Genomic DNA, 12,603 nt, shown 5'->3' with positions numbered 1-12,603 from the left:
CTAACGGATCGGCACGGTGGCGGTCACCGTCGCCTGGTCGATGTCGGAGGTCCGGGCGGTCAGCTTCAGCTGCCAGTCCCCGGACGCGGGAAGGTTGATCTCGCCGGTGGCGTGGTTGTCGCTCAGCGGCAGGAGCGGGATCTCGATCGGCTCGATCCCGGCCGACGGCAGGGCGGCGGTGGCCTTCCACTCCACCACCGGCTGTGGCCGGTTGTCCTTGGTGTACGCGTAGAGGTGCATGCTGTTGTTGCCGCGCTCGGCCGGATCCAGCTCGACCTGGATGTTGAGCAGCGTGCTGGTGAGGGTGCTGCTGAAGTAGCCGGCCTCGGCCCCGGCCGTCTCGGCGGCGGTACGGGCCGGCGGGGTCTGCACCAGCGTCGCGGTCACGCCGAGCACCACCGCCGTGATGGCCAGCTCCACCCAGACGGCCCGGCGCACCGCCCCCGGCCGCTGCTCGGCGATCCGCCGGCGCACCATCTGCCGCGAGTACGCCGCCACCCCCATGACCAGTACGAACAGCCCGATCTTGACGAGCAGCAGCTGGCCGTAGGTGGTGTTGATCAGGGCGCTCGGCGTGGCCACCTCGATCAGACCCTGCACGACGCCGGCGAGCAGCAGCGCGGAGACGGCCAGCGCGGCCCAGCGGGACCAGATCGGCATGATCGCGCCGAGTTCCCGCTCGTCGCCGCGGCGCAGCAGGAAGACGGCGAGCATCAGCAGCCCGCCGAGCCAGACCGCCATGCTGCCCAGGTGCACGGTGTCGACGACCACCGACACGGCCGGGGCTGGCGAGGCCGCCGGGTGCCCGGCCAGCGGCCAGGTCACCAGACCGGCCACACCGAGCACCGCCAGGATGATCGCGTCGGCGCGACCGGCCGGCCCGGCGAGCAGCGGACGGAGCAGGAAGGCGGCCGCCGCGAGCAGGCCGAGGCGGACCAGGTGCACCGCGCCGAAGGTGCTGCCCAGCACGCTGCTGATGCCTTCACCGGTGACGTCGAAGAGCCCACCACCGGCGGTGTACGGCACCTGCAACCACAGGTCGGCGACGGTGGCGAGGGCGACCAGACCGAGACCGGTCCAGGCCAGCCGGGCCGGACCGCGCCGGTCGAGGCGGCGCGGCCAGAGCGCGGCGAGCACCAGCGCCGGCCCGATCAGCAGCGCGAGACCGGCGTAGCCGAAGAACTTGGCGACCTTCACCGCGTTCTCGACGACCGGGTTCGCCCGGCTGGTGTCGCCGCTGTCCACCGGGGGTGGCGACGGGGCGCCGACGGAGTAGGTGAACGCGCCGGAGACCGGATGGCTGTCGGCCGAGATCACCCGGTAGCTGACGAGGTAGGTGCCGTTCTCACCGGCCGGGTCGACCGGGATCTTCACCACGGCGCCCGCGAAGGTGGGCTCGCCGCGATCGGCACGGGAGCCGTCCGGCGCGATCACTCGGATCTTGTCGGGCACCTTCCGCACCGACTCGCTGAAGGTGAGCACCACCTCCGACGGCCCGGTCGGCACCACGGCCGACGCGGCGGGAGAGGAGCTGGTCAGCACCGCGTGCGCACTCGCGGGGGTGGCCGGGGCGATCAGGAGGGCGACGACGGCGACGAGCAGCCCGGCGGCGGCGCAGAACCGGGCGAACCAGCGGCGAGGGGCGGGGATCATGCCGGCCATGCTCGCCGATCTCGGCGGTCGGCGGCCACCCCGCATCACCCGCGCCCCGAAGAGCGGGCCCGCCGGGCCCGGCAGCCCCCGCACTCCGGCAGGTGCGCGTCCCGCTCCGCCGGCGCCGCCGGCGGTTCCTCCCCGCCCGGCCGTGCCGACAGCGCCGCGCGCGCGTGGTCGCATGTCATGAGCGGGTAGTCGGCCAGAACCCGGAGAAAGTTCCCGACGTGGTGCAGGCCATGGATGAGTCCAAGCACGCCCGCCGCCCGTCACGTGCCGCGTAACCTGGGTTGTCGTGATCCCCGCCCCGCGCGACGCCTCCGCCGGCCCCGCCGAACCGGCCGGCGCTGGCCGGGATCCGGCGACCGAGTGCGCGCTCGCCGCGCGCGGCGGCGACCCGGCCGCCCAGGCCGCGTTCGTCCGGCTCACCCAGGTGGAGGTGTGGCGGTTCGCGGCGGCGCTGGTGGACCCGGAGAGCGCGGACGACCTGGCCCAGGAGACCTACCTGCGGGCGTTCCGGGCGTTGCCCGCGTTCGAGGGGCGCTCCAGCGCCCGCACCTGGCTGCTCGGCATCGCCCGCCGGACCTGCGCCGACCACCTGCGCGCGGTGGTGCGCCGCCGTCGCCTCGATGCCCGGCTGACCGCGAACGCGCACACCGACCGGCCCTACCCGGATCCGGCGGGGCAGCTCGGCGCGGCGGACCTGGTGCGCCGGCTGCCCGCCGAACGGCGGAGCGCGTTCGTGCTCACCCAGTTGCTCGGCCTCTCCTACGCCGAGGCCGCCGCCGTGGAGGGGGTGCCGGTCGGCACCATCCGCTCCCGGGTGGCCCGGGCCCGTGACGACCTGGTCGAGGCGGTCGGCGACGCCCTGGCCGGCTGACCGGGCGGAACTTCCGGTGGAGGCGGGACGACTAATGACCGTGACAGCACCGCGCACCCGGGCCCTGCGGTGGCCCGCCGTCCGGCCCTGGCTCGGCACGGCCGCTCGCCTCGGCCTGGCCGCAGTGTGGCTGCTCGCCGGCGCGTCGAAGGTCGACGACCTCGCCGCCGCCGGCCGGGCGGTGAACGCCTACCAGGTCCTGCCGTACGACGTGGCGACAGTGGTCGGCGCCGCGCTGCCCTTCGTCGAGCTGGCCCTGGGCGTGCTCCTGCTGCTCGGGCTGGCGACCCGGCTCACCGCGGGAATCTCCGCCGCCCTTCTGGTGATCTTCATCACCGGCATCGCGTCGGCCTGGGTCCGGGGGCTCGCCATCGACTGCGGATGCTTCGGCAGCGGCGGGCAGCTCGCCGAGGGACAGGCGCCGAGCTACCTCCCGGAGATCCTTCGGGACCTGGGATTCCTGGTGATGGCGGGATTCCTGCTGATCTGGCCCCGTACGCCCGTCTCGGTGGACGGCTGGCTGACGGGAGAACCCGTCGTGGAGGACGATGATGAGTAGTCGTAAGGGACAGAAGGGCGCGGCCAAGGTCGTACGGCAGCAGCTCGCCCGCGAACGTCGACGCCGGCGGACGATGTGGGTCTCGGTGACCGCGGTGGCCGTCGTGCTCATCGCAGGGCTGATCGGCTGGGGCGTCTGGTCCAGCCAGAAGTCCGACGAGTTCACCGCGCCGAAGAACACGGCCGAGGGCGGCACCGGCGTGGTGGTCGGCTCCGGCCCGGTGACCGTCGACATCTACGAGGACTTCCTCTGCCCGGTCTGCAAGCAGTTCCAGGACACCACGGGCGGCACCGTCGACCAGCTGATCAGCGAGGGCCGGATCCGCGCCGTCTACCACCCGGTGGCGTACCTCAACCGCTTCTCCACCACCGAGTACTCCACCCGCTCCTCCGCCGCCTCCGGCTGCGCCGCCGACGAGGGCAAATTCGCCGAGTACGCCAAGGCGCTCTACCAGCGGCAGCCGCCGGAGGGCAGCGCCGGACTCACCGACGACGAGCTGATCGACATCGGCGCGGGCGTCGGGCTGAACCGCGACGACTTCGGCTCCTGCGTCCGGGACGGCACCTTCAAGGCCTGGACCGAGCACGTCACCGACACGGCGAGTCGCAACAACGTCACCGGCACGCCCACCGTGATCATCGACGGGCAGCAGGTCGACGACCGCAGCCCCGAAGGGATCCGGGCGGCCGTGGAGGCGGCCGGCAAGTGATCCGGAGTCTGCTGACGCGCGCCGGCCTGGTCGCCGCCGCCGCCCTCACCGCGACGGTCGCCACCGCCGCCCCGGCCGCCGCGCACGGCGCCGACGCCCCCGACGGCACCGACTACCGGACCACCGTCACCGGCATCACCCCGGCCCGCGACGGGCTGGAGATCCGGGCGGTCGAGGCGGGTGCACGCCTCGAACTGACCAACCGCACCGGCCGACCCGTCGAGGTGATCGGCTACTCCGGCGAGCCCTACCTGCGCGTCGGTCCCGACGGTGTCTTCGAGAACGTCCACTCCCCCGCTACCTACCTCAACCGCACCATCAACGGAGAGACCAGGCTCCCACCGGAGGCCGACCCGGCTGCCGAGCCGTCGTGGCGGCGGGTGGCCGACGGGCCGAGCGTGCGCTGGCACGACCAGCGGGCCCTCTACCGGGAAGCCGCGCCGCCGGCCGCCGCCCTGGCCGCCCCGGACCGGGAGCACCGGGTCCGGGACTGGTCGGTGCCGCTGCGCGACGGCGCGGAGCCGATGGAGATCCACGGCACGCTCGACTGGATACCACCGCCCGACGCGTACACCTGGTGGGCCGTGACGATCGTCGGCCTGCTCGCGGTCGGCGCGCTCGGGCTGCTCGCGCCGGCCTCCGTACCGGGCGGACGGGCGATCGCCGGTCTGGGCGCGCTGCTGACCGCCGGCGGGACAGCCGCCGTGGCGTACACCGTGGGTCGTGCCCTGGACGCCGGCACGGAGGGGTTCGGCGGGCTGCTGCTCGGGCTGCTCACCGGGCAGCTCTGGGCGCTGCTCACCGGGCTCGGCGCGATCGCGGCCGGCGCGTACGCCCTGGCCCGCCGCCCCGCCGCCGACTTCGTCGTGGCGCTGGCCGGCGCCTGCCTGGCGCTCTTCGCCGGGGCGGCGAACGCCACCGTCTTCGCCCGCGCGGTCGCCCCGGCCCCCTGGTCGGCCACGTGGGCGCGGGTGCTCGTCGCGGCCGTACTGATCTCCGGTGTGGGCGCGACGGCCGCCGGGGCGCTGCGCCTGCACGCCGCACGCACCCCCACGGCCCGGCCCGACGGGGCGACGGACCCGGTCGGGGCGGCGGAGGACGCCACCGCGCCGGAGGCGGCCGTCACCGGTCCGGACGCCACCACGGGACGGGCGGCGACCGGCGCCGAAGGTCAGGAGCGGGCGGCCGCCCGCGGGTCGAAGCCGTAGGGCAGCTCCAGGCGGTGCCGCGCCAGCCGGTCGGCGTCGGCGAGCAGGTCGGCGGTGGGGGCGTCGGCGACGATCCGCCCACCGTCGAGGATCACCGCCCGATCGCAGAGCTCGGCGGCGTACGGCAGGTCGTGGGTGACCATGAGCATCGTCACCGGCAGCGCGCGGAGGATCTCGGCCAGCTCCCGCCGGGCCGCCGGGTCGAGGTTCGACGACGGCTCGTCGAGCACCAGGATCTCCGGGCGCATGGCGAGCACGGTGGCCACCGCCACCCGACGGCGCTGCCCGAACGAGAGGTGGTGCGGCGCGCGGTCCCGATGCTCGGACATGCCGACCGCGGCGAGCGCCTCGTCGACCCGCGCGGCCAGCTCCGCCCCCCGCAGCCCCAGGTTCGCCGGGCCGAACGCCACATCCTCGGCGACGGTGGGCAGGAAGAGCTGGTCGTCCGGGTCCTGGAAGACGATGCCGACCCGACGCCGCACCTCGGCGAGGGTCGCCCGGTCCGGCGTCACGGTCAGCCCGCCGACGCTCACGCTCCCCTCGGTCGGGGTGAGGATGCCGTTCAGGTGCAGCACGAGCGTGGTCTTGCCGGCGCCGTTCGGGCCGAGCAGGGCCACCCGCTCGCCGCGCGGCACGGTGAGGTCCACCCCGTGCAGGGCCACGTGCCCGTCGGGGTACGCGTAGCGGACGCCGTGGACGTCCAGGCTGGCGGGTGTCGGCTGCACGGCGCCCATCATCCCAGCACCAGGGCGGTGGCCGCGATCGAGGCCGCGAGCACCGGCACGGTGGCCGCGACGAGCCACTGCCCGGCGGTGGCCGCGCCCGCCCCCTGCCAGACCGCCGGCATCCGGCCCGAGTAGCCGCGGGAGAGCATCGCCAGGTACACCCGCTCGCCCCGCTCGAACGCGCGCAGGAAGAGCGCGCCGATGCCGGCGGCGAAGCCGCGCAGCTGCCAGAGGAAGCGCGGGTCGTCGCCCCGGGAGATCCGGGCCACCCGCATCCGCCGTGCCTCGCCGACCAGCACGTCGAGGTAGCGCAGCATGAAGCTGGCGATCTGGGTGAGCAGCTGCGGGCAGCGCAGCCGGTCCAGGCCGAGGATCAGGTCCCGGGTGGTGGTGGTCGCGGCGAGCAGCAGCGACGCGAGGACGCCGAGGGTGCCCTTCGCCAGGATGTTCCAGCTGCCGTAGAGGCCGTCCACCGAGAGGTGCAACCCGGCGACGGTGATCCGTTCGCCCGCCCCGAGGAACGGCAGCGCGATCGCGAAGAGCACGAACGGCAGCTCGATCAGGGCCCGGCCGAGCAGCCAACGCGGGCCGACCCGGGCCAGTGCCGCGACCGCCGCCACCAGCAGGGCGTACCCGCCGAAGGCCCAGAACGCCTCGCGCGGGGTGGCCACCACCGCGATGGTGAAGACCACCATCGCCACGATCTTGACCTCGGGCGGAAGCCGGTGCACCGGCGAGGAGCTCTCGCGGTACAGCACATGCGAGTGACCGGCCCCCACCGCGTCAGCTCCGGCCGGCTGGCGTCGACGCCGCGCCCTCGACGGTCGCCTCGCTGCCGGGCTCCCCGTCGGTCTCCGGCGTGGCACCGGACGAGCGTCGGCGCAGCAGCCAGAAGGCGCCGCCGCCGATGGCGAAGGTCAGCAGTACGCCGAGCACCCCGGAGAGGCCCGTGGAGAGGAAGGCGTTATCCACGCCGCGTACGCCGTAGTCGGCCAGCGGGCTGTCGGCCAGCTCGTGATCCTTGGCCTGCTGGGCCGGGCAGCTGCCGCCGACGATGTTGTCGTCGGCGTCGACGGTGCAGCCCTTGAGCAGTGACGAGTCCAGCCCGTCCGGGTGGGAGGAGGCGTAGTTGCTGACCACGCCGGCCAGTACCAGGGCGACCAGCAGGCCGCCGACGATGAAGACCCAGGGGCGCTTGCTCACCGGACACCTCCGACGGCCGGGACGGTGGGCGCGGCGGCGGGGCGCAGCCCGCGCAGCGCGTAGACGAGGTCGGGACGGACCTTGGCGACGGTGACCACCGTGGTCGCGGTGATCAGGCCCTCGCCGATGCCGATGAACAGGTGCGCGCCGGCCATCGTGCCGGCCAGGCCCGCCAGGTTGCTGCCGAGATCGGTGGTGCCGCCCAGCCAGTACTCCAGGACGAAGCCCTGGGACGCGACCACCACGCTCACCAGGGCGGAGACGAAGGCGGTCACCGCCAGGCCGGCCGGCGTGCGGGGCAGCACCCGCAGCAGCAGCGCGATGAGCAGGTACCCGGCGGCGGTGCCGATGAGCGCCATGTTGGTGATGTTCAGACCGAGCATCGCCACCCCGCCGTCACCGAAGACCAGCGCCTGCACGACCAGCACCACTGCCACGCAGAGCGCACCCACCCACGGGCCGACCAGCATCGCGGCGAGCGCGCCGCCGAGCAGGTGGCCGCTGACGCCGGCGGTGAAGATCGGGAAGTTGAGCATCTGCACGGCGAAGATGAACGCGGCGACCAGCCCGGCCATCGGGGCGAGGCGGTCGTCGAGGTCCCGCCGCCCGCGCAGCACGCAGACGGTCAGGGTCGCCAGCGCGAGTGCCGCGAATATCGCGGCCACGGGACCGTTGATGATCCCGTTCGAGATGTGCATCGCCAGGGTTTCCACGCGACCTCCCACGTGTCGGCGGGCCCGTCCTCGCCGGCTGGATCAGCCTATTTCCCGAACCTTTCTCTTGCAAAGAGCTGGCATTAAGCCTCGGTGTTGATCAACAGAGCGCCGCGTGCCGGCGCCGACCCGGCCGCCACCACCAGCGGTAGGGTCGGGCAATGACCGCTTCCCGCCTCTCCCCCGGTGACCCGGCACCCGAGTTCACCCTGCCCACCGACACCGGCGACACGCTCTCCCTGGCCGACCTCCGCGGTCGCCGGGTGATCCTCTACGCCTACCCGGCGGCGATGACCCCCGGCTGCACCAAGCAGGCCTGTGACTTCCGCGACTCGCTCGCCTCCCTGCAGGCCGCCGGCTACGAGGTGGTCGGCATCTCGCCGGACAAGCCGGAGAAGCTGGCGAAGTTCCGCGAGCGGGACGCGATCACCTTCCCGCTCGTCGCCGACACCGACAAGAGCGTGCTGACCGCCTACGGCGCGTACGGCGAGAAGCAGCTCTACGGCAAGACCGTGACCGGCGTGATCCGCTCCACCTTCGTCATCGACCCCGACGGGAAGATCGAGCGGGCGCTCTACAACGTCAAGGCCACCGGGCACGTCGCCAAGCTCCGCCGCGACCTCGGCCTCGACTGAACATGTCGTATCGGGCCACTACCTCGCGTGAGTGGTCCGATACGAGCGCGGCTCGCCGCTCTCGGCACCGTGGCACCCACCGCTGAGCCGAGCCGTCGCCCATCCTTCGACGACGTCGTCGTGCGTCACGCCCTCGCGAACCCGGAGCTCGGCCCGCGTAAGCTCGCCGACCTCATCAGAGACGCCACCGCAGGCGAGCGCGTGATCACGTGTCGAATCCGCTACGGCGGGCGGGACTGCGCACCGTCGCAGCGCGACGCACTAGACTCAGCGCGTCGGCGGGAGTGGCGGAACGGCAGACGCGCAGGCCTTAGGAGCCTGTGTCCGAGAGGACGTGGGGGTTCGAAACCCCCCTCCCGCACTCGAACGATGTCGCGATGATCACGAAGGCGAGGCACCCGGCACGTCGGCCGGTGAGGATTGCTGGTGTGAGCCTGCGCTTCGTCCTCAACCCCGAGCTGACGCCTGAGCTGCGCGAACAGATCGTGCTGCTCTGGGCGGACGTCAGCAACGCCGGCGGGGCGGTCGGCTTCGTGCCGCCGGTGACCGCCGCCGACGTACGCGCCCTCGCCGACCCGACCTTCGCCGGGATCAGCGACGGGCCGGACCGGCTGCTGCTCGGGTACGAGGGTGAGCGGCTCGTCGCCGCCCTGATCTTCACCGACAACCGGTTCGCGCTCAAGGCGCACTGGTGTGTGCTGAAGCGGGTGATGGTCCACCCCGACACCCAGGGCAAGGGGTACGGCTCGGAGCTGATGCGGGAGGCCGAGCGGATCGGCCGGGCGCTGGGCTTCGAGGCGCTGCACGTGACCCTGCGGGACGGGCTCGGGCTCGACCGCTTCTACGGGCGGCTCGGCTACCGGGAGATCGGCCGGCTGCCCCGGGCGCTGCGGGTGGCGCCCGGCGACGACCGGGACGAGGTCCTCATGTGGCTCGACCTGTCGGCCGCCGCGTCGGACGCCGGACGGTAGATCCGCCCCGCCGACCACCCGCCTCCTGCCACAATCAGACCCGCCGGACGTCGGCGGAGGGCAGGTCAGGAGGGCGACACCGTGCCGGACAGCGAACTCGAGGCGGCCCTGCTGGACGCGGAGCGCCGACTTCAGGCCGCGCAGCGGGCCGGGGACGTCGTCGCGCTCGACGAGCTGCTCGACGACCACCTGATCGCCATCGGCCCGGACGGCGGCAGGTTCACGAAGCAGGACGACCTCGTCGCCCACCACAGCGGCACGTCGGTGATCGACGAGCTCGTCGAGGAGCAGGTGGAGCTGCTCGTCGAGGGTTTCACCGGGGTGACGTTCTTCGTCGGGCGGGTGGCGGGCAGGTTCGGGGGTTCGCCGTTCGAGGCTCGGCTGCGGTACACGCGGACGTGGGTCTACGACGGCGAGGGCGACTGGCGGCTCCTCGCGGCGCACATCGGCCCGGCCTGAGTCGTCTCGGGCTGCCGGCGGCGGCGCCCGTCAGCCGTCCAGCAGCGTCAGCGGCGCGCCGACGGCCAGCGGGCCGGTTCCGGTGGGGACGAGGTGCAGTCCGAAGAGGAGCTTCTGCCGCACGTTGCGGTGCCGGCCGAGCGTGCGCAGCGGCTCGCGGCCGCGTACCCCGGTCTCCTGGTCGATGGTCGTCACCACGCACCGGTCGCACGGCCCGGCGGCGCGGAACGTCACCTCGCCGATGCGCAGCGGGCGGCCCTCCCAGTCGTCCTCGGCCCAGGCCGGTGCGCCGTCGACGACCAGGTTGGGCCGGAAGCGGCTCATCGGCACCGGCTCCTCGCCGGCCTCGGCGAGCCAGTCGTTGAGCGCGGTCAGCGAGGCGACGTTGGCCAGCAGCAGCGGGTAGGCGTCGGCGAAGCTGACCTGGTCACCGGTGTCGTGCCCCCGGGCGTCGGCGGCGAGGTGCCGGGTGGGCCGGGCCAGGAAGACCAGCCGCACGGGGCGGCCGAGCAGGGCACCGAGCCAGTCGTCCGCGGCCGGCCCGGCGGGCAGCGCCGGCACGGGCAGTTTCCGGCTGCGGAACGTACGCACGGGCAGGGGCTCGCCGCCGGCCGGCTCGGGCACCGCCAGGTCGGGTCGCCCGTCCGCCCGCAGCAGCAGTGCGCCGTCACGGAGCGTGGCGTGCAACCCGACCAGGCGCTCGGTCTCCCGCTGGGTGACGCCGACGCCGTCGGCGTCCACCACCATCCAGCGCCGGTCACCGGCCAGCCCCCACGGCTGCACCTGCGTGCCGTCGTGGTCGAGCCGGTGGCAGCCCTTGACCGGGTAGGTGTGGATGGCGCTCAGGCGCATCCGCCTACCATGCCACGCCGATGCCGTCCCCGGGGTACCAGTGGTTGGCGGGCGTCTCCCGGTAGGCGAGGAAGCGGCGGCCGGTGCGTTCGGCGTGCTCGGCGAGGACGTTGGTGCTGGTGACGTTGTCGGTGAGCAGGATCGCGCCGGGGGCGAGCCTCCCCTCCACCTCCTCGAACTCGCGTTTCTCGTGGGCGCGGCTGTGGTCGCTGTCGTGCAGGAAGAGGTCGACGGGCCGGTCCAGCGCGGCGATCGAGGCGATCGAATCGCCGATCACCAGGTCGACCACTTCGGACCAGGGCGCGGTGCGGGCGAGGTAGCCCGCCTCCGGGTTGATGTCGAGCGAGGTCAGCCGACCCGGGTGGCCCTCGGCGGCGTTGCGCAGCAGGGCCGAGGCCAGGACGCAGCTGCCCAGCCCCTTGTCCACCCCGGTCTCCACGACGTGCGCGGGGCGGGTCGCGCGGACCATCGCGTACCAGCCGATGCGGCGGGCGTAGCGCACGTGTCTGTCGGCGAGGCCACGCCGGGCGGCGGTGGCCGTGGCCCGCTCGATGTGTCGGCGCAGCGCGTCGTCGGACTCGATCTCGGCGAAGTAGCGGCGCACCTGCGCGACCGGCCGGTCGCAGACGACGCCGACGAACCAGGCGAGGTGGTGGCGGCTGAGCTTGGTCAGCTCGTACGTGTAGTTGTGGTGCTCTCGGGAGGTGACGAGCCAGCGGGCCGAGGTGCGCAGCACCTTGGCGTCGTGGCGGGCGACCCGGGCCAGCCGCTTGGGGAAGGCCGCGACCGGGGCGAGCGGGGTACGGGCGATGGCCCGTCGGAGCTTCGTTGCATCCACGGCTGTCTTGATACCAGGCGATGCTGATCGATGGCTGGGAAAGCGCGCTTCCGATCGGGCCCGTCCACCGGCCGCACCGCCTGCCGGTGCGTGAGCGCGTCGACGCCGCGCGCGCACCGCACGGTCGGGGGTGGAGACGGGCTCATCGAGTGAGCGGCAACCGACCGGCCGGTTGACCCCGATGGCCGGACGAGGGTGCACGGCTCGTTACCTGAATCAGTAGCATCGCGCCATGCCTCGACATGAACAGACCACGGATCTCGGCGCGGAGCCCTCGGTGGTGACCCACGCTCCGGAACCGACCGACGGCTCGGAGCGGCCGCGCCGACGGCGCCGCTGGCGGCGGATCGCCCTGATCAGTCTGGTGGTGGTCCTCCTGCTCGGTGGCGGCGCGGTGGTCGCCGGCGGCCTCTACCTGCGCTCCGTGGAGTCCGACGTCGGCCGGGTCGACGCGTTCGAGGACGTACCGGTGGAGTCACGCCCCGAGCCGGTGGCCAAGGGCGCGATGAACATCATGATCCTGGGCAGCGACTCCCGCGACCCGGAGAACACCGGTGGCTCCCGCAGCGACACCATCATCCTGGCCCACCTGCCGAAGGACCGGTCGAGCGCGCAGCTCATCTCGATCCCACGGGACACCTGGGTGCCCGTGCCGAAGTCCAAGAACGGGCACGGCGGCCGCGACGCGAAGATCAACGCGGCGTACGCCTGGGGCGGTGTCCCGCTGATGGTGCAGACGGTGGAGAAGTTCACCGCCGTCCGCATCGACCACGTCGCGATGGTCGACTTCGCCGGGTTCAAGGAGATCGTCGACGCCCTGGGTGGCATCGAGATCGATGTCGAGAAGGGCTTCACCACGAAGTACTCGCTGAGCGGTAGCCGGACGTTCGCCAAGGGTCCGCAGACCATGGACGGCGCCGCGGCGCTCGACTACGCCCGCGAGCGGCACGCCTTCGCCGACGGCGACTTCGCCCGCATCCGGCACCAGCAGCAGGTCATCAAGGCGATCCTGGACAAGGCCGCCACCGGCGGTGTCCTGGCGAACCCCGGGAAGCTCAACTCCTTCGTCAAGGCCACGGCGAGCGCGGTGGCGGTGGACAAGTCGCTGTCCCTGGTGGACTTCGCCATGGAGCTTCGCGGCCTGCGCGGCGGCAACCTCGCCTTCTTCACCTGCCCGTCGAAGGGGACGGGCCGGGTG

Annotated in this window: 15 protein-coding genes and 1 tRNA gene; 9 read left to right on the top strand and 7 right to left on the bottom strand. The window is 73.4% G+C overall.

What is annotated here, in order from left to right:
• A complete protein-coding gene (locus tag E1211_RS06660; protein WP_132346491.1) occupies positions 1 to 1,662 on the bottom strand; it encodes a copper resistance CopC/CopD family protein in 1,662 nt (553 codons plus the stop codon).
• A gap of 286 nt (positions 1,663 to 1,948) precedes the next feature.
• On the opposite strand from E1211_RS06660, the gene E1211_RS06655 reads away from it, so the two are divergent.
• The 4 genes from E1211_RS06655 to E1211_RS06640 are packed head-to-tail and all read left to right on the top strand — an operon-like array spanning position 1,949 to position 5,009.
• The gene (locus E1211_RS06655) at positions 1,949 to 2,533 is read left to right on the top strand and encodes a sigma-70 family RNA polymerase sigma factor (RefSeq protein WP_132346489.1); all 585 of its coding nucleotides are present in this window, start codon (positions 1,949 to 1,951) and stop codon (positions 2,531 to 2,533) included.
• Positions 2,534 to 2,567: 34 nt separating this feature from the next.
• Positions 2,568 to 3,092, top strand: coding sequence for a MauE/DoxX family redox-associated membrane protein (locus tag E1211_RS06650; RefSeq protein ID WP_132346487.1), 525 nt, complete (start codon positions 2,568 to 2,570; stop codon positions 3,090 to 3,092).
• Positions 3,085 to 3,801: a thioredoxin domain-containing protein gene (locus tag E1211_RS06645; protein ID WP_132346485.1), complete on the top strand. Its 717-nt coding sequence runs from the start codon at positions 3,085 to 3,087 to the stop codon at positions 3,799 to 3,801. The genes E1211_RS06650 and E1211_RS06645 overlap by 8 nt, the downstream gene beginning before the upstream one ends.
• Positions 3,798 to 5,009, top strand: coding sequence for a hypothetical protein (locus E1211_RS06640; protein ID WP_243709382.1), 1,212 nt, complete (start codon positions 3,798 to 3,800; stop codon positions 5,007 to 5,009). The genes E1211_RS06645 and E1211_RS06640 overlap by 4 nt, the downstream gene beginning before the upstream one ends.
• On the opposite strand, the gene E1211_RS06635 is transcribed toward E1211_RS06640, so the two are convergent.
• The 4 genes from E1211_RS06635 to E1211_RS06620 are packed head-to-tail and all read right to left on the bottom strand — an operon-like array spanning position 4,973 to position 7,650.
• The gene (locus E1211_RS06635) at positions 4,973 to 5,746 is read right to left on the bottom strand and encodes an energy-coupling factor ABC transporter ATP-binding protein (RefSeq protein ID WP_132346483.1); all 774 of its coding nucleotides are present in this window, start codon (positions 5,744 to 5,746) and stop codon (positions 4,973 to 4,975) included. The two genes, E1211_RS06640 and E1211_RS06635, sit on opposite strands and share 37 nt — an antisense overlap.
• Positions 5,743 to 6,513: a cobalt ECF transporter T component CbiQ gene (gene cbiQ, locus E1211_RS06630; RefSeq protein WP_132346481.1), complete on the bottom strand. Its 771-nt coding sequence runs from the start codon at positions 6,511 to 6,513 to the stop codon at positions 5,743 to 5,745. Before cbiQ ends, E1211_RS06635 begins: the two co-directional genes overlap by 4 nt.
• Positions 6,514 to 6,517: 4 nt before the next feature.
• Entirely contained in the window at positions 6,518 to 6,937 is a 420-nt protein-coding gene (locus E1211_RS06625; protein ID WP_132346479.1) for a PDGLE domain-containing protein, read from the bottom strand.
• The gene (locus E1211_RS06620; RefSeq protein ID WP_132346477.1) at positions 6,934 to 7,650 is read right to left on the bottom strand and encodes an energy-coupling factor ABC transporter permease; all 717 of its coding nucleotides are present in this window, start codon (positions 7,648 to 7,650) and stop codon (positions 6,934 to 6,936) included. Before E1211_RS06620 ends, E1211_RS06625 begins: the two co-directional genes overlap by 4 nt.
• Before the next feature lie 161 nt (positions 7,651 to 7,811).
• Here E1211_RS06620 and bcp point away from each other — a divergent pair, with 161 nt between their 5' ends.
• The 4 genes from bcp (at position 7,812) to E1211_RS06600 (ending at position 9,715) form a co-directional block, all read left to right on the top strand.
• On the top strand, positions 7,812 to 8,285 hold the full coding sequence (gene bcp, locus E1211_RS06615; RefSeq protein WP_132346475.1) for a thioredoxin-dependent thiol peroxidase: 474 nt from the start codon (positions 7,812 to 7,814) through the stop codon (positions 8,283 to 8,285).
• A gap of 278 nt (positions 8,286 to 8,563) precedes the next feature.
• Positions 8,564 to 8,646 (top strand) — tRNA-Leu (locus tag E1211_RS06610).
• Positions 8,647 to 8,704: 58 nt separating this feature from the next.
• Entirely contained in the window at positions 8,705 to 9,256 is a 552-nt protein-coding gene (locus tag E1211_RS06605; protein WP_371686131.1) for an N-acetyltransferase family protein, read from the top strand.
• Positions 9,257 to 9,337: 81 nt separating this feature from the next.
• The gene (locus tag E1211_RS06600; RefSeq protein ID WP_132346471.1) at positions 9,338 to 9,715 is read left to right on the top strand and encodes a nuclear transport factor 2 family protein; all 378 of its coding nucleotides are present in this window, start codon (positions 9,338 to 9,340) and stop codon (positions 9,713 to 9,715) included.
• Positions 9,716 to 9,745: 30 nt separating this feature from the next.
• Here E1211_RS06600 and E1211_RS06595 read toward each other — a convergent pair whose 3' ends face one another.
• On the bottom strand, positions 9,746 to 10,567 hold the full coding sequence (locus E1211_RS06595; protein WP_132346469.1) for an MOSC domain-containing protein: 822 nt from the start codon (positions 10,565 to 10,567) through the stop codon (positions 9,746 to 9,748).
• 4 nt (positions 10,568 to 10,571) lie between these two features.
• The gene (locus E1211_RS06590; protein ID WP_132346467.1) at positions 10,572 to 11,405 is read right to left on the bottom strand and encodes a class I SAM-dependent methyltransferase; all 834 of its coding nucleotides are present in this window, start codon (positions 11,403 to 11,405) and stop codon (positions 10,572 to 10,574) included.
• Between the two features lie 352 nt (positions 11,406 to 11,757).
• On the opposite strand from E1211_RS06590, the gene E1211_RS06585 reads away from it, so the two are divergent.
• Positions 11,758 to 12,603: LCP family protein (locus tag E1211_RS06585; RefSeq protein WP_371686130.1), on the top strand; the 846-nt coding region annotated here is incomplete at its 3' end.

The sequence above is a fragment of the Micromonospora sp. 15K316 genome, from assembly GCF_004348525.1.
Taxonomy (GTDB): Bacteria; Actinomycetota; Actinomycetes; order Mycobacteriales; family Micromonosporaceae; genus Micromonospora.
This window is presented reverse-complemented; position numbering and strand designations above follow the sequence as displayed.

What these genes read in the sequence shown, in the direction of transcription:
- E1211_RS06660 (WP_132346491.1), bottom strand. Translation starts at nt 1,662, where the DNA reads ATGGCCGGCATGATCCCCGCCCCTCGCCGCTGGTTCGCCCGGTTCTGC.
- E1211_RS06650 (WP_132346487.1), top strand. Translation starts at nt 2,568, where the DNA reads ATGACCGTGACAGCACCGCGCACCCGGGCCCTGCGGTGGCCCGCCGTC.
- E1211_RS06645 (WP_132346485.1), top strand. Translation starts at nt 3,085, where the DNA reads ATGAGTAGTCGTAAGGGACAGAAGGGCGCGGCCAAGGTCGTACGGCAG.
- E1211_RS06635 (WP_132346483.1), bottom strand. Translation starts at nt 5,746, where the DNA reads ATGATGGGCGCCGTGCAGCCGACACCCGCCAGCCTGGACGTCCACGGC.
- bcp (WP_132346475.1), top strand. Translation starts at nt 7,812, where the DNA reads ATGACCGCTTCCCGCCTCTCCCCCGGTGACCCGGCACCCGAGTTCACC.
- E1211_RS06595 (WP_132346469.1), bottom strand. Translation starts at nt 10,567, where the DNA reads ATGCGCCTGAGCGCCATCCACACCTACCCGGTCAAGGGCTGCCACCGG.